The organism is Aliivibrio sp. 1S128, from assembly GCF_001691065.1.
Taxonomy (GTDB): Bacteria; Pseudomonadota; Gammaproteobacteria; order Enterobacterales; family Vibrionaceae; genus Aliivibrio.
Genome location: NZ_MAJV01000179.1, coordinates 99,257 through 113,155 on the forward strand (window position 1 = coordinate 99,257; position 13,899 = coordinate 113,155).

A 13,899-nucleotide genomic window follows, 5' to 3' on the forward strand; every position below is an offset into this window, starting at 1 on the left:
CTGATTAATCTTCAGCGATAGACGCTGGTGGCCAATTCTCTAGGCGCATGCCCAAAGAAAGTCCACGTGAAGCTAGAACATCTTTAATTTCAGTTAAAGACTTCTTACCAAGGTTTGGCGTTTTAAGTAGCTCAACCTCAGTGCGCTGCACCAGATCACCAATGTAGTGAATCGCTTCTGCTTTCAAACAGTTAGCAGAGCGAACCGTTAGTTCAAGATCGTCTACAGGACGCAGTAGGATCGGATCGAACTCTGGCTTTTCTTCTTTCTCTTCAGGAACTCGTACATCACGAAGATCTACAAATGCATCCAGTTGTTCAGCTAAAATTGTAGCTGCACGACGGATAGCTTCCTCAGGATCAAGTGTACCATTTGTTTCCATATCGATAACAAGTTTGTCTAAGTCAGTACGTTGCTCAACACGTGCCGCTTCAACCGAGTAAGAAATTTTATCTACTGGGCTGTAAGTTGCATCGATAAGCAAACGACCAATTGGACGCTCATCTTCTTCAGTATGGATACGCGCTGTTGACGGTACATAGCCGCGACCACGCTCTACCTTGATTCTCATGCTGATTTCAGCATTGTCATCAGTTAAGTGGCAGATTACATGCTCTGGGTTCGCAATCTCAACATCACCATCATGGGTGATGTCACCTGCAACAACAGGGCCTGCACCAGACTTGTTAAGAGTAATGATAACTTCATCTTTACCCTCAACCTTAACGGCAAGGCCTTTAAGGTTTAGAAGGATTTCAAGGATATCTTCCTGAACACCTTCTTTGGTGCTGTACTCATGTAATACGCCTTCGATTTCTACTTCAGTTACGGCACAACCCGGCATTGAAGATAGTAAAATACGACGTAGAGCGTTACCTAGAGTGTGGCCAAAACCACGCTCTAATGGCTCAAGAGTTACTTTTGCGTGAGTCTGGCTAACTTGTTCTATGTCAACTAGACGCGGCTTTAGAAATTCTGTTACAGAACCCTGCATTGTGTCCTCTCTTTATTTAAACCTTACTTAGAGTAAAGCTCGACGATCAAGTGTTCGTTGATGTCGGCAGACAAATCAGAACGTTCAGGAAGACGCTTAAACGTACCTTCCATTTTGCCAGCATCTACTTCAATCCAAGTTGGTTTTTCGCGTTGTTCAGCAACTTCTAGAGCAGCTTTAATACGTGATTGCAGTTTAGCTTTCTCACGAATTGAAACAACGTCGTTAGCCGCAACTTTGAAAGAAGGAACGTTAACTACTTTACCATTAACTAGAATAGACTTATGGCTAACTAGTTGACGAGATTCGGCACGTGTAGAACCAAAACCCATACGGTAAACTACGTTATCTAGACGACCTTCAAGAAGTTGAAGTAGGTTTTCACCTGTGTTGCCTTTAATACGAGCAGCATCTTTGTAGTAGTTACGGAATTGTTTTTCTAGAACGCCATACATACGACGAACTTTTTGCTTCTCACGAAGCTGAACGCCATATTCAGATAGACGACCGCGACGAGCGCCGTGTACACCTGGAGCGTTATCGATCTTACACTTGGTATCGATCGCACGTACGCCTGATTTAAGGAATAAATCAGTGCCTTCGCGACGGCTAAGCTTCAGCTTAGGACCCAAATATCTTGCCATGTTCTTTCTCCAATATTCCTAGAAACGAAACTTAAACGCGACGTTTCTTAGGTGGACGACAACCGTTATGAGGGATCGGAGTAGCATCAACAATATTAGTGATGCGGTATCCAGCAGCGTTTAACGCACGGATAGTTGACTCACGACCAGGACCAGGGCCCTTAACCATAACTTCAAGGTTCTTAACGCCATATTCTTTGGCCATTTCACCACAACGCTCAGCAGCAACTTGTGCAGCAAACGGTGTAGATTTACGAGAACCACGGAAACCAGAACCACCTGCAGTAGCCCAAGCTAGTGCATTACCTTGACGGTCAGTAATGGTTACGATTGTATTATTGAAAGAAGCATGGATGTGCGCTACGCCATCCGCTACTTGCTTGCGAACGCGCTTACGAGCGCGAGTAGGTTGTTTTGCCATTGTACTCTCTACCTTATCCGATTATTTTTTGATCGGCTTGCGCGGACCTTTACGGGTACGTGCGTTGGTTTTAGTACGCTGTCCACGTAATGGTAGACTGCGACGGTGACGAAGACCACGATAACAACCAAGATCCATAAGACGCTTAATGTTCATCGATACTTCACGACGTAAGTCGCCTTCGACAGTGTATTTGGCAACACCATCACGCAGAATATCAATCTGCTCATCATTCAGTTCACTGATCTTAACATCTTCAGCAATACCAACTGCAGCTAAAATAGCTTGCGAGCGAGTCTTACCGATGCCGTAGATTGCAGTCAATGCAATTACAGCGTGTTTATGATCAGGAATGTTAATGCCTGCTATACGGGCCACTATTCACTCCTAGTACTTTTTCTTAAGAAGAGTCACAACAAAGCCCGATGAGGATACGTTGTGACTATAACTACTTCTTTTGCACACAAAAGGTAGGCCGAGAATAATACTCGGCCTAACTTAATATATCAAGTAAAAATTTCTGCTAATTAACCTTGGCGTTGTTTATGCTTTGGTTCAACACAAATTATACGCACAACACCGTTGCGCTTAATAACTTTACAGTTGCGGCAGATTTTCTTAACGGAAGCACGAACTTTCATTGCTAAACTCCGTAAATGGACCTGAAATTAACGGCCGTAGCCTTTCAGATTAGCTTTCTTCAAAACGGACTCATACTGCTGAGACATCAGATGAGTCTGAACCTGTGCCATAAAGTCCATGATAACAACAACTACGATTAGTAGGGAAGTACCGCCGAAATAAAAGCGAACGTTCCAAGCTATCATCATAAACTCAGGGATCAGACAGATAAAGGTAATATACATCGCACCAGCTAAGGTTAAACGAGTCATAACTTTATCAATATATTTCGTTGTCTGTTCACCTGGGCGGATTCCGGGTACGAATGCACCAGACTTCTTCAAGTTATCAGCTGTTTCACGTGGGTTAAAAACCAACGCTGTATAGAAGAAACAGAAGAAGATAATTGCTGCTGCATAAAGCATTACATATAAAGGCTGACCAGGGCTTAACGCCATGGAAACATCAGTTAACCAACCGAATGTTCCTTCACCATTACCACCAAACCACTGAGCCAATGTCCCAGGGAATAGTATAATACTTGATGCAAATATTGCAGGAATTACACCAGCCATATTAATTTTAAGAGGCAAGTGAGTACTTTGAGCTGCAAATACCTTACGGCCTTGCTGACGTTTCGCATAGTTAACGACGATACGACGTTGACCACGCTCCATGAACACTACAAAGTATATTACTGCAAACGATAACACTGCAATTAGTAATAGAAGAAGCACGTGCAGTTCACCTTGACGCGCCTGCTGGATCGTTTCACCGATAGCTGGTGGTAGACCTGCAACGATACCTGTGAAAATAATCAAAGATATACCGTTACCGATGCCACGCTCAGTAATTTGTTCGCCTAACCACATTAAGAACATGGTACCAGTTACTAAACTTACTGTAGCTGTCAGATAGAACATCATGTCAGGGTTAGAAACTAACCCTGGAATCATGCTTGGTAGACCGGTTGCAATACCAATTGCTTGGAATGTAGCCAGAACCAAGGTGCCATAACGTGTGTACTGATTTATCTTACGACGACCAGACTCACCTTCTTTTTTCAATTCTGCTAGAGGTGGATGAACAACTGTTAACAGTTGAACAACGATAGATGCCGAAATATACGGCATAATACCTAGAGCAAGAATTGAGGCACGCGACAGTGCACCACCAGAAAACATGTTAAACAGTTCAATGATGGTACCCTGCTGCTGTTCGAAAAGATCAGCAAGGACAGCAGCGTCAATCCCAGGAATTGGCACAAATGAGCCAGCTCGGAACACTAAAAGCGCACCTATAACAAATAACAGACGCGATTTCAGTTCAGCTAGGCCGTTCTGAGCACTATTTACTTCTTTTCCTGGTTTCTTTGCCATTGTACCTCATCCTTCGAGGATTATTCCTCGATCTTACCGCCTGCAGCTTCAATCGCAGCTTTAGCGCCTTTCGTTACGCGTAGACCTTTAACAGTTACAGCAGTAGCGATTTCACCAGAAAGTACAACTTTCGCGAACACAATGTTCTTAGTGATTACGTTAGCAGCTTTAAGGCTGTTTAGATCGATAACGTTACCTTCAACTTTAGCAAGTTCGCTTAAACGAACCTCTGCAGTCACTAGGCTCTTACGTGAAGTAAAGCCAAATTTAGGTAGACGTTGTTTCAGAGGCATTTGACCACCTTCAAAACCAACACGAACTTTACCGCCAGAGCGTGATTTTTGACCTTTATGGCCACGGCCAGCAGTTTTACCTAGGCCTGAACCGATACCGCGACCTACGCGCTTCTTAGAAGCGTTAGAGCCAGCAGCCGGTGATAGAGTATTCAAAAACATTACTGATTACTCCTCAATATTAACCATATAGCGAACTTTGTTGATCATACCGCGGTTACACGGAGTATCAGCAATTTCTACTGTATGGTTGATGCGACGAAGACCTAGACCTTTAAGACACAAAATGTGCTTAGGTAGGCGACCGATAGAGCTTTTAGTCTGAGTTACTTTGATAGTTTTAGACATGGTACTTACTCCGAAATAGATTCAACAGTTAGACCACGCTTAGCAGCTACCATTTCAGGTGACTTAACACTAGTTAGACCAGCAACCGTTGCGCGAACAACGTTAATTGGGTTAGTAGAGCCGTAAGCTTTAGCTAGTACGTTGCGGACACCCACAACTTCTAGTACTGCACGCATAGCACCACCAGCAATGATACCTGTACCTTCTGAAGCAGGTTGCATGTACACTTTAGAACCAGTGTGGCGACCTTTAACAGAGTGGTGAAGAGTACCTTCGTTAAGTGCAATCGTAAACATGTTACGACGTGCTTTTTCCATTGATTTTTGAATCGCTGCAGGTACTTCACGGGCTTTGCCGTAACCGAAACCTACACGACCATTACCGTCACCAACTACTGTTAGTGCAGTAAAGCTAAAGATTCGACCGCCTTTAACCGTTTTAGAAACACGGTTAACAGCAATTAGCTTCTCGTTCAAATCTGTAGCTTGTTGTTGTTCTTTAGCCATCTTCCAACCCTACCTTAGAATTTCAGACCAGCTTCGCGAGCAGAATCTGCTAGCGCCGCTACTCGGCCGTGGTATTGGAAACCAGAACGATCGAAAGCAACATTAGTAATGCCTTTTTCGATAGCGCGCTCAGCAATTAGTTTACCAATTGCTTCAGCAGCAGCTTTGTTGCTGGTGTTTCCAAGTTGCTCACGGATTGCCTTTTCTACAGTAGAAGCGGCAGCGATAACCTCTGAGCCGTTTGGTGCGATTACCTGAGCATACGTATGACGCGGAGTACGATGCACTACAAGGCGAGTTGCACACAGTTCAGCAATCTTACGACGTGCACGTGTAGCACGACGGATGCGAGATGCTTTCTTATCCATAGTGATACCCTACTTCTTCTTAGCTTCTTTAGTACGCACGATTTCATCGGCGTAACGAACACCCTTGCCTTTATAAGGCTCAGGTCGACGGTATGAACGAAGGTCCGCAGCAACTTGACCAACTACTTGCTTATCACAACCAGTTATAACGATCTCAGTTTGAGTTGGACACTCAGCTTTAATACCTTCCGGAAGAGCATGCTCTACTGGATGTGAGAAGCCAAGAGTAAGGCCTACAGCGTTGCCTTTCATAGCAGCACGGTAACCTACGCCTTTAAGAATTAGCTTCTTAGTAAAGCCTTCATTTACACCAATAACCATATTGTTTACTAGTGCACGAGCTGTACCAGCTTGTGCCCAAGCATTGGTAACGCCTTCGCGTGGACCAAATACAATAGAGTTATCTTCTTGTGAAACAACTACAGCGTTATTAAGAACGCGAGTTAGTTCACCTTTACCACCTTTAATAGTGATTTCCTGGCCGTTCAGTTTAACTTCTACGCCAGCAGGAAGAACCACAGGTGCTTTAGCAACACGAGACATATCCTACTCCTATTAAGCTACGTAGCAGATAATTTCGCCACCAAGACCAGCTTTACGCGCAGCGCGGTCAGACATAAGGCCTTTTGATGTAGAAACAACAGCAATACCAAGACCACCCATAACAGATGGTAACGCGTCGTTCTTCTTGTAAACACGAAGACCTGGACGAGAAACTCGTTGGATTTGCTCGATAACTGGTTTAGCTTGGAAATACTTAAGAGTGATTTCTAGCTCAGGTTTGATTTCGCCTTCAACAGCGAATTCAGCGATGTAGCCTTCAGCTTTAAGTAGTGCAGCAATTGCAACTTTAAGCTTTGAAGAAGGCATTTTAACAGCAACTTTATTTGCTGATTGACCGTTGCGAACGCGGGTCAGCATATCCGAAATCGGATCTTGCATGCTCATAAGATTTACTCCAAATGATTAAGTGGCAATTACCAGCTAGCCTTACGAAGACCCGGAATCTCGCCTTTCATGCAAGCTTCGCGAACCTTAATACGGCTTAAACCGAATTTACGTAGGTAACCGTGTGGACGACCAGTTTGGTTGCAACGATTACGCTGACGAGATGCACTTGAATCACGAGGTAGAGCTTGCAATTTAAGAACTGCATCCCAACGCTCTTCTTCAGAAGCATTTACATCGCTAATTAGAACTTTTAACGCAGCACGCTTTTGAGCGAACTGAGCTACAAGTTTTGCACGTTTAGCTTCACGTGCTTTCATAGATTGTTTAGCCATAACAGTAACCCTTCACCTTACTTACGGAATGGGAAGTTAAAGGCAGTCAGCAGAGCTCGGCCTTCCGCATCTGTATTCGCTGACGTCGTGATAGTAATATCAAGACCGCGTACACGATCAACTTTATCATAGTCGATCTCAGGGAAGATTATTTGCTCGCGAACGCCCATGCTGTAGTTACCGCGACCGTCAAAAGACTTCGCGCTAACACCACGGAAATCACGTACTCGTGGAAGAGCAATAGAGATTAAACGCTCTAAAAACTCCCACATACGTTCGCCACGCAGGGTTACTTTACAACCGATTGGGTAGCCTTCACGGATTTTGAAACCAGCAACAGATTTACGTGCTTTTGTAATCAATGGCTTTTGGCCAGAGATAATTGCCATATCGGCAGCAGCGTTTTCTAGTAGCTTCTTATCGTTGATTGCTTCACCAACACCCATATTTAGGGTGATTTTTTCAACCCTAGGGACTTGCATGACGCTTGTGTAGCTGAACTCTTTGGTAAGCTCAGCGACTACAGACGACTTGTAGTAATCATGCAGTTTCGCCATAGTAGAACTCCAAATTACTTCTATTAATTAGAAACAGTTTCGCCGTTAGATTTAAAGAAACGAACTTTCTTACCATCTTCAAAACGGAAACCGATACGGTCCGCTTTACCAGTAGCTTCATTGTAGACTGCGATGTTAGAAGCATCAATTGCTGCTTCTTTCTCGACGATACCACCTTGTTGACCAAGAGCCGGAACAGGCTTCTGGTGTTTTTTAACAAGATTAATACCTTCAACAATAACTTTACCAGTTTCAAGAACCTTAGTTACTTTACCTTTCTTGCCTTTATCTTTACCGACAAGAACGATTACTTCGTCATTACGACGGATTTTAGCTGCCATCTGACCGCTCCTTACAGAACTTCTGGTGCTAGTGAAACAATTTTCATGAATTTCGCATTGCGAAGTTCACGAGTCACTGGACCAAAGATACGTGTACCGACTGGTTGCTCAGTAGTGTCATTCAACAATACGCAAGCGTTACGGTCAAAGCGAATGATAGAACCGTCTGGGCGACGAACGCCTTTACGGGTGCGCACTACTACCGCCTTCAGAACATCACCTTTTTTAACTTTACCGCGAGGAATTGCTTCCTTAACAGTAACTTTAATGACGTCTCCGATATGTGCATAACGGCGGTGAGAGCCACCCAGGACCTTAATACACATTACCTTGCGCGCGCCAGAGTTATCTGCAGCGTCAAGTGTACTTTGCATTTGGATCATTGTTAGTGCTCCGCTAAATATTTAAATAGACCCATCACGGGTCGGACTGCCTCTCTTAAAGAGGATGGGGAGTGTATCACCATTCTTTTCATAAAGGTAGTCAAAAAATAAACAGCTCCAAAAAAAATCAATTGGAGCTGTTTACATGTATCGCTATCAAATCAGCAAAAATTAAGCTTTTGCTTTTTCAATAATGTTTACCAGAGTCCAAGACTTAGTCTTAGACAGTGGACGACATTCATGAATCGCAACTAGGTCGCCAAGGCCACATTCGTTGTTTTCATCATGTGCGTGAAGCTTAGTCGTACGCTTGATGTATTTACCGTAGATCGGGTGTTTCACCATGCGTTCAATAGCAACAACAATAGACTTGTCCATTTTGTCGCTAATTACACGACCTTGCATAGTACGAATTTTCTCGCTCATTATGCGCCAGCCTTCTCATTCAGTAAAGTTTTAACACGTGCGATATCACGGCGTACAGCTTTAAGAGTATGAGTTTGCTGTAGTTGACCAGTCGCAGCTTGCATACGCAAGTTAAACTGTTCACGTAGCAATTTCAAAAGCTCTTCATTTAGCTCTTCAACGTTTTTCTCGCGTAGATCTTGTGCTTTCATCACATCACCTGCTTAGTTACAAAAGTAGTTTTGATAGGCAGTTTACGTGCCGCTAGGCGGAACGCTTCACGTGCCAACTCTTCAGGTACGCCGTTCATTTCGTACATAACCTTTCCAGGTTGGATTTGGGCTACCCAGTACTCAACGTTACCTTTACCCTTACCTTGACGAACTTCAAGCGGTTTTTCTGTGATAGGTTTGTCTGGGAACACACGGATCCAGATTTGACCTTGACGTTTAACATGACGTGTCATAGCACGACGTGCCGCTTCGATCTGACGTGCAGTTAGACGACCACGGCCTACAGCTTTAAGACCGAATTCGCCGAAGCTCACTTCAGTACCTTTAGCAAGACCACGGTTACGACCAGTCATAACCTTACGGAACTTAGTACGTTTTGGTTGTAGCATCAGTCAGCTCCTTACTTACGGCTTCTACGCTGCTTCTTAGGCTTGTCAGCCTTAGGCTCTACTGCATTAGCAGCTGGCATACCGCCTAGAACTTCACCTTTGAAGATCCAAACTTTAACGCCGATCACACCGTATTGGGTGTGAGCCGAAGAAGTTGCGTAATCAATGTCAGCACGTAAAGTATGTAGAGGTACACGACCTTCACGATACCATTCAGAACGTGCGATTTCAGCACCGCCAAGACGGCCGCCTACTTGTACTTTGATGCCTTGAGCGCCTAGACGCATTGCATTTTGTACCGCACGCTTCATAGCGCGACGGAACATAACACGACGTTCTAGTTGAGAAGCAATGCTGTCAGCTACAAGTTGAGCGTCTAGCTCTGGCTTGCGAACTTCTGCAATGTTGATTTGCGCTGGAACACCGGCAATTTTTGCTACGCCTGCGCGTAGTTTTTCTACGTCTTCGCCTTTCTTACCGATTACTACGCCTGGACGAGCAGTGTGAATAGTCACACGGATGCTCTTCGCAGGACGCTCGATAACGATGCGAGATAGAGATGCTTTTTTCAGTTCTTTAGTAAGATACTGACGTACCTTGAAGTCGCCGTCTAGGTTGTCAGCGAACTCTTGGCTACTAGCAAACCATGTAGCATTCCAAGGCTTAACGATGCCAAGACGAATACCATTAGGATGTACTTTTTGACCCATTTGCTTAATCTCCTAGTCTTTAACGATCAGCTACAACGATAGTGATGTGGCTTGAACGCTTCAAGATGCGATCTGCACGACCTTTAGCACGAGGCATAATACGCTTCATGATAGGGCCTTCGTCTACGAAGATTTTAGCGACATTTAGATCGTCGATATCTGCACCTTCGTTGTGTTCAGCGTTTGCGATAGCAGACTCAACAACTTTTTTAATTAATACTGCAGCTTTTTTGTTGCTGAAAGTAAGAATTTCAAGAGCTTGGTCTACTGATTTCCCACGAATTTGGTCCGCAACTAAGCGAGCCTTTTGTGGAGAAATGCTGGCAAAACGATGTTTAGCAATAGCTTCCATATTCTACCTCCTAACGCTTTTTAGCTTTCTTATCTGCAGCATGGCCGCGATAAGTACGAGTAGGTGCAAATTCGCCCAGCTTGTGACCAATCATGTCTTCTGTAACGAAAACTGGTACATGCTGGCGACCATTATGGACAGCGATGGTCAAATTGATCATAGTTGGAATGATCATTGAACGACGGGACCAAGTCTTAATAGGCTTTTTGTCTCCGCTTTCCACCGCTTTCTCTACCTTCTTCAGCAAGTGTAGGTCAATGAAAGGACCTTTCTTGAGAGAACGTGGCATGGCGATTCCTCTTTATATATTATTTGTTACGACGACGTACAATGTACTTGTCAGTAGATTTATTCTTACGAGTCTTGAAGCCCTTAGTTGGCATACCCCAAGGTGATACTGGGTGACGACCGCCTGATGTACGACCTTCACCACCACCATGTGGGTGATCAACTGGGTTCATTGCAACACCACGTACCGTTGGACGAACACCGCGCCAGCGTGTAGCACCGGCTTTGCCTAGCTCACGTAGCATGTGTTCAGAGTTACCAACTTCACCGATAGTCGCACGACCTTCAGAAAGAACTTTACGCATCTCACCAGAGCGTAGACGTAATGTCACGTAAGCGCCATCACGAGCAATGATTTGTGCGTATGCACCAGCAGAACGTGCAACTTGCGCGCCCTTACCAGGTTTTAATTCAACACAGTGAACAGTAGAACCTACTGGGATGTTGCGCAATGGTAAGCAGTTACCTGCTTTGATTGGCGCATCAACACCTGATTGAACTGTATCGCCGGCTTTAAGACCTTTTGGTGCGATAATGTAACGACGCTCACCGTCTGCGAACAGAACTAGTGCAATATTTGCACTACGGTTTGGATCGTATTCTAAACGTTCAACGATAGCTGGAATGCCATCTTTAGTACGTTTAAAGTCAATTAGACGGTAGTGTTGCTTATGACCACCACCAACGTGACGTACTGTAATACGACCGTTATTGTTACGACCACCAGATTTAGATTTTTTCTCTAAAAGAGGTGCGTATGGCTTACCCTTATGTAGGTCAGCGTTAACGATTTTTACAACGTGACGACGACCAGGGGAAGTCGGCTTACATTTAACAATAGCCATTTTTAACTACTCCTGTTATTCCGCGCCGCCAACGAAGTCTAGGTCTTGACCTTCTTTCAAGATTACGTACGCTTTTTTCACGTCTGAACGACGGCCTTGGCGTGCACCTTGACGTTTGGTCTTGCCCTTAGTGATAAGGGTATTTACAGACTTAACTTCAACTTCAAACAACTTTTGTACAGCTGCTTTAATCTCTTTCTTAGTTGCATTGATTGCTACTTTGAAAACAATAGTGTTATTGCCTTCAGCAGCCATCGTTGCTTTTTCAGAGATATGTGGGCCGCGTAGGACTTTTAGTAGACGCTCTTCACTGATCATGCCAGCATCTCCTCAACTTGCTTGACTGCAGCTGCAGTCATTAGAACCTTGTTGAATGCAACTAGGCTTACTGGATCAATACCAGCAACGTCACGTGCGTCAACTTTATATAGGTTACGAGCAGCTAAGAATAGATTCTCGTCTACTTCGCCAGTTACGATAAGAACATCGTTAAGCTCAAGTTCTTTAAGCTTAGCAACTAGCTCTTTTGTCTTTGGTGCTTCAATTGAGAAGTCTTCAACAACGATCAAACGATCTTGACGAACTAACTCAGAAAGAATGCTCTTTAGAGCACCGCGGTACATTTTTTTGTTTACTTTTAAGCTGTGATCTTGTGGTTTCGCAGCAAAAGTAACACCACCTGAACGCCAGATTGGGCTACGAATCGTACCCGCACGAGCTCGGCCTGTACCTTTTTGACGCCATGGCTTAGCGCCACCGCCAGATACTTCTGAACGTGTTTTTTGAGCGCGTGTACCTTGACGAGCACCTGCTGCATAAGCAACAACTACTTGGTGTACAAGAGCTTCGTTAAACTCACGTCCGAAAGTAGTTTCGGATACAGTTAGTGCCGCAGCACCTTTAACCATAAGTTCCATTACATACTCCTAAGACGTTATGCTTTAACAGCTGGTTTAACGATCACGTTGCCACCTGTTGAGCCTGGTACTGCACCTTTAATAAGAAGCAGATTGCGCTCAGCGTCAACACGTACGATCTCTAGGTTTTGAGTAGTACAACGCTCAGCACCCATGTGACCTGCCATTTTTTTGCCTTTAAATACGCGACCTGGAGTTTGACATTGGCCAATTGAACCCGGAGCACGGTGAGACAAAGAGTTACCGTGAGTCATATCTTGAGTACGGAAGTTCCAACGCTTAACAGCGCCTTGGAAGCCCTTACCTTTAGATGTACCAGTAACGTCTACTTTTTTGATTTCGTTAAAGATTTCAACACTTAGCTCAGCGCCAACTGCGAATTCTTCACCGCTTTCTAAACGGAATTCCCAAAGACCGCGACCTGCTTCAACACCTGCTTTCGCAAAGTGACCAGCTTCAGGCTTAGATACGCGGTTAGCTTTCTTAGAACCACAAGTAACTTGAATTGCGTTGTAGCCATCAGTTTCTACAGTTTTCACTTGAGAAACACGGTTAACTTCAACTTCAACAACTGTTACTGGGATAGAAACGCCTTCTTCGGTAAAGATGCGGGTCATGCCCACTTTACGACCGACTAGACCAATCATAATAATCTCCCCTTAACCTAGGCTAATTTGAACATCAACACCAGCAGCAAGGTCTAAACGCATTAGTGCGTCAACAGTTTTATCTGTTGGCTCAACAATGTCGATTAAACGCTTGTGAGTACGAATTTCGTACTGGTCACGTGCGTCTTTGTTAACGTGAGGAGAAGTAAGAACAGTAAAACGCTCTTTACGAGTAGGAAGTGGAATAGGACCACGAACCTGAGCGCCAGTGCGCTTAGCTGTTTCAACGATTTCCGCCGTAGACTGATCGATTAACTTGTAATCGAATGCTTTTAGGCGAATACGTATACGTTGGTTCTGCATGAGACAGAGCTCCAATAATAAATACACAAACAATATCGCCACTCAATCCCGTTAAAACGAGAGAATGCCGATTGATTTATGTGAAACCATAGGTCCAAAATTAGGACACATTGTCAGTTAACTTATATTACAATTTATTTTAATGATTACTCAAAAAATAAGCTCTAATAATATTAACCGCGAACATAAGCTGAGTATTCATTCTAAGTACTAACCCTACTCTGTAGGAATCAGCACTTTCCTCGCTGCTCATTGGTTCACAACCGACTTAAGCCAGTGCGTTGCATTATACAGATCACACTTTTAGATGCAAGCATTGTTTGAAAAACAAACGAAAAAAATATAACCAGAAACGATACGCTTTGCTAACTAGAAACTATAAGAGAAAAAAGCAAACACAGAACCCCCCTCTCTGAATGATATTTTCATTTTCAACATATCAAATTAATACCAACATAATTAAATGCTTATTATTGGTAGGACTAGGCTTGGCTTTCTCTTATAGTTTCTAGAGCAAAGCTTTCTAGTTAGCGAAGCCTATAATCTTTTCTTACAGGCAACAAAAAGGGAAGCCTAAGCTTCCCTTTTTTTTAGTCATGCGATTTATCGCAAAATCTTTAGCTATTAAGCGAAGATTTTAGCAACAACACC

The 13,899-nt window shown here is 43.9% G+C and carries 27 protein-coding genes; all 27 read right to left on the reverse strand.

Features of this window, described 5'->3' with window-relative positions; genetic code table 11:
• Nucleotides 1-4: 4 nt before the first annotated feature.
• The 27 genes from rpoA to rpsJ all read right to left on the reverse strand — a co-directional run bounded on the left by rpoA (nt 5) and on the right by rpsJ (nt 13,248).
• Entirely contained in the window at nt 5-994 is a 990-nt protein-coding gene (gene rpoA / locus A6E03_RS19510; RefSeq protein WP_060993957.1) for a DNA-directed RNA polymerase subunit alpha, read from the reverse strand.
• Nucleotides 995-1,017: 23 nt separating this feature from the next.
• The gene (gene rpsD, locus A6E03_RS19515) at nt 1,018-1,638 is read right to left on the reverse strand and encodes a 30S ribosomal protein S4 (RefSeq protein WP_065592261.1); all 621 of its coding nucleotides are present in this window, start codon (nt 1,636-1,638) and stop codon (nt 1,018-1,020) included.
• Between the two features lie 31 nt (nt 1,639-1,669).
• Complete coding sequence (gene rpsK, locus A6E03_RS19520) at nt 1,670-2,059, reverse strand: 30S ribosomal protein S11 (RefSeq protein ID WP_005303517.1); 390 nt, start codon at nt 2,057-2,059, stop codon at nt 1,670-1,672.
• 21 nt (nt 2,060-2,080) lie between these two features.
• Nucleotides 2,081-2,437, reverse strand: coding sequence for a 30S ribosomal protein S13 (gene rpsM, locus A6E03_RS19525; protein ID WP_012549170.1), 357 nt, complete (start codon nt 2,435-2,437; stop codon nt 2,081-2,083).
• A gap of 149 nt (nt 2,438-2,586) precedes the next feature.
• On the reverse strand, nt 2,587-2,700 hold the full coding sequence (gene rpmJ, locus A6E03_RS19530; protein ID WP_044583162.1) for a 50S ribosomal protein L36: 114 nt from the start codon (nt 2,698-2,700) through the stop codon (nt 2,587-2,589).
• Nucleotides 2,701-2,727: 27 nt separating this feature from the next.
• Nucleotides 2,728-4,059, reverse strand: coding sequence for a preprotein translocase subunit SecY (gene secY, locus A6E03_RS19535; RefSeq protein WP_065592262.1), 1,332 nt, complete (start codon nt 4,057-4,059; stop codon nt 2,728-2,730).
• Between the two features lie 20 nt (nt 4,060-4,079).
• Nucleotides 4,080-4,514, reverse strand: a complete 435-nt coding sequence (gene rplO / locus A6E03_RS19540) for a 50S ribosomal protein L15 (protein WP_065592263.1) — start codon at nt 4,512-4,514, stop codon at nt 4,080-4,082.
• Nucleotides 4,515-4,520: 6 nt separating this feature from the next.
• Complete coding sequence (rpmD, locus tag A6E03_RS19545; protein WP_065592264.1) at nt 4,521-4,700, reverse strand: 50S ribosomal protein L30; 180 nt, start codon at nt 4,698-4,700, stop codon at nt 4,521-4,523.
• Nucleotides 4,701-4,705: 5 nt separating this feature from the next.
• Nucleotides 4,706-5,206 carry a 30S ribosomal protein S5 gene (rpsE, locus tag A6E03_RS19550; protein WP_065592265.1) on the reverse strand — a complete coding sequence of 167 codons (501 nt, stop codon included), beginning with the start codon at nt 5,204-5,206 and terminating at the stop codon, nt 4,706-4,708.
• A gap of 14 nt (nt 5,207-5,220) precedes the next feature.
• A complete protein-coding gene (gene rplR / locus A6E03_RS19555) occupies nt 5,221-5,574 on the reverse strand; it encodes a 50S ribosomal protein L18 (RefSeq protein ID WP_065592266.1) in 354 nt (117 codons plus the stop codon).
• A 9-nt stretch (nt 5,575-5,583) separates the two neighbouring features.
• A complete protein-coding gene (rplF, locus tag A6E03_RS19560; protein WP_065592267.1) occupies nt 5,584-6,117 on the reverse strand; it encodes a 50S ribosomal protein L6 in 534 nt (177 codons plus the stop codon).
• Nucleotides 6,118-6,129: 12 nt separating this feature from the next.
• Nucleotides 6,130-6,522, reverse strand: a complete 393-nt coding sequence (gene rpsH, locus A6E03_RS19565) for a 30S ribosomal protein S8 (RefSeq protein ID WP_045103042.1) — start codon at nt 6,520-6,522, stop codon at nt 6,130-6,132.
• Nucleotides 6,523-6,551: 29 nt separating this feature from the next.
• Nucleotides 6,552-6,857: a 30S ribosomal protein S14 gene (rpsN, locus tag A6E03_RS19570; protein WP_060993962.1), complete on the reverse strand. Its 306-nt coding sequence runs from the start codon at nt 6,855-6,857 to the stop codon at nt 6,552-6,554.
• Between the two features lie 17 nt (nt 6,858-6,874).
• On the reverse strand, nt 6,875-7,414 hold the full coding sequence (gene rplE, locus A6E03_RS19575) for a 50S ribosomal protein L5 (RefSeq protein WP_061005632.1): 540 nt from the start codon (nt 7,412-7,414) through the stop codon (nt 6,875-6,877).
• A gap of 23 nt (nt 7,415-7,437) precedes the next feature.
• Nucleotides 7,438-7,755: a 50S ribosomal protein L24 gene (gene rplX / locus A6E03_RS19580; RefSeq protein WP_060993964.1), complete on the reverse strand. Its 318-nt coding sequence runs from the start codon at nt 7,753-7,755 to the stop codon at nt 7,438-7,440.
• Between the two features lie 11 nt (nt 7,756-7,766).
• Nucleotides 7,767-8,138 carry a 50S ribosomal protein L14 gene (rplN, locus tag A6E03_RS19585; protein ID WP_012549159.1) on the reverse strand — a complete coding sequence of 124 codons (372 nt, stop codon included), beginning with the start codon at nt 8,136-8,138 and terminating at the stop codon, nt 7,767-7,769.
• Nucleotides 8,139-8,309: 171 nt separating this feature from the next.
• Nucleotides 8,310-8,564, reverse strand: a complete 255-nt coding sequence (gene rpsQ, locus A6E03_RS19590) for a 30S ribosomal protein S17 (protein WP_065592268.1) — start codon at nt 8,562-8,564, stop codon at nt 8,310-8,312.
• Nucleotides 8,564-8,755 (reverse strand): 50S ribosomal protein L29, encoded by a 192-nt coding sequence (gene rpmC / locus A6E03_RS19595; protein WP_065592269.1) that lies wholly within the window; start codon nt 8,753-8,755, stop codon nt 8,564-8,566. The genes rpsQ and rpmC overlap by 1 nt, the downstream gene beginning before the upstream one ends.
• Nucleotides 8,755-9,165, reverse strand: a complete 411-nt coding sequence (gene rplP / locus A6E03_RS19600; RefSeq protein WP_012549157.1) for a 50S ribosomal protein L16 — start codon at nt 9,163-9,165, stop codon at nt 8,755-8,757. The genes rpmC and rplP overlap by 1 nt, the downstream gene beginning before the upstream one ends.
• Before the next feature lie 11 nt (nt 9,166-9,176).
• Nucleotides 9,177-9,875 carry a 30S ribosomal protein S3 gene (gene rpsC, locus A6E03_RS19605; protein WP_065592270.1) on the reverse strand — a complete coding sequence of 233 codons (699 nt, stop codon included), beginning with the start codon at nt 9,873-9,875 and terminating at the stop codon, nt 9,177-9,179.
• Nucleotides 9,876-9,894: 19 nt separating this feature from the next.
• Nucleotides 9,895-10,227, reverse strand: coding sequence for a 50S ribosomal protein L22 (rplV, locus tag A6E03_RS19610; RefSeq protein WP_045103050.1), 333 nt, complete (start codon nt 10,225-10,227; stop codon nt 9,895-9,897).
• Between the two features lie 10 nt (nt 10,228-10,237).
• Nucleotides 10,238-10,516, reverse strand: coding sequence for a 30S ribosomal protein S19 (gene rpsS, locus A6E03_RS19615; RefSeq protein WP_012549154.1), 279 nt, complete (start codon nt 10,514-10,516; stop codon nt 10,238-10,240).
• A gap of 19 nt (nt 10,517-10,535) precedes the next feature.
• Nucleotides 10,536-11,360, reverse strand: coding sequence for a 50S ribosomal protein L2 (gene rplB / locus A6E03_RS19620; protein ID WP_065592271.1), 825 nt, complete (start codon nt 11,358-11,360; stop codon nt 10,536-10,538).
• Between the two features lie 15 nt (nt 11,361-11,375).
• Nucleotides 11,376-11,678, reverse strand: a complete 303-nt coding sequence (gene rplW / locus A6E03_RS19625; protein ID WP_065592272.1) for a 50S ribosomal protein L23 — start codon at nt 11,676-11,678, stop codon at nt 11,376-11,378.
• Nucleotides 11,675-12,277 carry a 50S ribosomal protein L4 gene (gene rplD, locus A6E03_RS19630; protein WP_012549151.1) on the reverse strand — a complete coding sequence of 201 codons (603 nt, stop codon included), beginning with the start codon at nt 12,275-12,277 and terminating at the stop codon, nt 11,675-11,677. The genes rplW and rplD overlap by 4 nt, the downstream gene beginning before the upstream one ends.
• A gap of 17 nt (nt 12,278-12,294) precedes the next feature.
• Nucleotides 12,295-12,924 carry a 50S ribosomal protein L3 gene (gene rplC / locus A6E03_RS19635; protein ID WP_060993968.1) on the reverse strand — a complete coding sequence of 210 codons (630 nt, stop codon included), beginning with the start codon at nt 12,922-12,924 and terminating at the stop codon, nt 12,295-12,297.
• A gap of 12 nt (nt 12,925-12,936) precedes the next feature.
• Nucleotides 12,937-13,248, reverse strand: coding sequence for a 30S ribosomal protein S10 (gene rpsJ, locus A6E03_RS19640; protein ID WP_005417222.1), 312 nt, complete (start codon nt 13,246-13,248; stop codon nt 12,937-12,939).
• Nucleotides 13,249-13,899 lie beyond the last annotated feature (651 nt).

What these genes read in the sequence shown, in the direction of transcription:
- rpsC (WP_065592270.1), bottom strand. Translation starts at nt 9,875, where the DNA reads ATGGGTCAAAAAGTACATCCTAATGGTATTCGTCTTGGCATCGTTAAG.
- rplX (WP_060993964.1), bottom strand. Translation starts at nt 7,755, where the DNA reads ATGGCAGCTAAAATCCGTCGTAATGACGAAGTAATCGTTCTTGTCGGT.
- rpsQ (WP_065592268.1), bottom strand. Translation starts at nt 8,564, where the DNA reads ATGAGCGAGAAAATTCGTACTATGCAAGGTCGTGTAATTAGCGACAAA.
- rplN (WP_012549159.1), bottom strand. Translation starts at nt 8,138, where the DNA reads ATGATCCAAATGCAAAGTACACTTGACGCTGCAGATAACTCTGGCGCG.
- rplE (WP_061005632.1), bottom strand. Translation starts at nt 7,414, where the DNA reads ATGGCGAAACTGCATGATTACTACAAGTCGTCTGTAGTCGCTGAGCTT.
- rplR (WP_065592266.1), bottom strand. Translation starts at nt 5,574, where the DNA reads ATGGATAAGAAAGCATCTCGCATCCGTCGTGCTACACGTGCACGTCGT.
- rplB (WP_065592271.1), bottom strand. Translation starts at nt 11,360, where the DNA reads ATGGCTATTGTTAAATGTAAGCCGACTTCCCCTGGTCGTCGTCACGTT.
- secY (WP_065592262.1), bottom strand. Translation starts at nt 4,059, where the DNA reads ATGGCAAAGAAACCAGGAAAAGAAGTAAATAGTGCTCAGAACGGCCTA.
- rpmJ (WP_044583162.1), bottom strand. Translation starts at nt 2,700, where the DNA reads ATGAAAGTTCGTGCTTCCGTTAAGAAAATCTGCCGCAACTGTAAAGTT.
- rpsH (WP_045103042.1), bottom strand. Translation starts at nt 6,522, where the DNA reads ATGAGCATGCAAGATCCGATTTCGGATATGCTGACCCGCGTTCGCAAC.
- rpsD (WP_065592261.1), bottom strand. Translation starts at nt 1,638, where the DNA reads ATGGCAAGATATTTGGGTCCTAAGCTGAAGCTTAGCCGTCGCGAAGGC.
- rplV (WP_045103050.1), bottom strand. Translation starts at nt 10,227, where the DNA reads ATGGAAGCTATTGCTAAACATCGTTTTGCCAGCATTTCTCCACAAAAG.
- rplF (WP_065592267.1), bottom strand. Translation starts at nt 6,117, where the DNA reads ATGTCTCGTGTTGCTAAAGCACCTGTGGTTCTTCCTGCTGGCGTAGAA.
- rpoA (WP_060993957.1), bottom strand. Translation starts at nt 994, where the DNA reads ATGCAGGGTTCTGTAACAGAATTTCTAAAGCCGCGTCTAGTTGACATA.
- rplW (WP_065592272.1), bottom strand. Translation starts at nt 11,678, where the DNA reads ATGATCAGTGAAGAGCGTCTACTAAAAGTCCTACGCGGCCCACATATC.
- rpsK (WP_005303517.1), bottom strand. Translation starts at nt 2,059, where the DNA reads ATGGCAAAACAACCTACTCGCGCTCGTAAGCGCGTTCGCAAGCAAGTA.
- rpmC (WP_065592269.1), bottom strand. Translation starts at nt 8,755, where the DNA reads ATGAAAGCACAAGATCTACGCGAGAAAAACGTTGAAGAGCTAAATGAA.
- rpsE (WP_065592265.1), bottom strand. Translation starts at nt 5,206, where the DNA reads ATGGCTAAAGAACAACAACAAGCTACAGATTTGAACGAGAAGCTAATT.
- rpsJ (WP_005417222.1), bottom strand. Translation starts at nt 13,248, where the DNA reads ATGCAGAACCAACGTATACGTATTCGCCTAAAAGCATTCGATTACAAG.
- rpsS (WP_012549154.1), bottom strand. Translation starts at nt 10,516, where the DNA reads ATGCCACGTTCTCTCAAGAAAGGTCCTTTCATTGACCTACACTTGCTG.
- rplD (WP_012549151.1), bottom strand. Translation starts at nt 12,277, where the DNA reads ATGGAACTTATGGTTAAAGGTGCTGCGGCACTAACTGTATCCGAAACT.
- rplC (WP_060993968.1), bottom strand. Translation starts at nt 12,924, where the DNA reads ATGATTGGTCTAGTCGGTCGTAAAGTGGGCATGACCCGCATCTTTACC.
- rpmD (WP_065592264.1), bottom strand. Translation starts at nt 4,700, where the DNA reads ATGTCTAAAACTATCAAAGTAACTCAGACTAAAAGCTCTATCGGTCGC.
- rplP (WP_012549157.1), bottom strand. Translation starts at nt 9,165, where the DNA reads ATGCTACAACCAAAACGTACTAAGTTCCGTAAGGTTATGACTGGTCGT.
- rpsN (WP_060993962.1), bottom strand. Translation starts at nt 6,857, where the DNA reads ATGGCTAAACAATCTATGAAAGCACGTGAAGCTAAACGTGCAAAACTT.
- rplO (WP_065592263.1), bottom strand. Translation starts at nt 4,514, where the DNA reads ATGTTTTTGAATACTCTATCACCGGCTGCTGGCTCTAACGCTTCTAAG.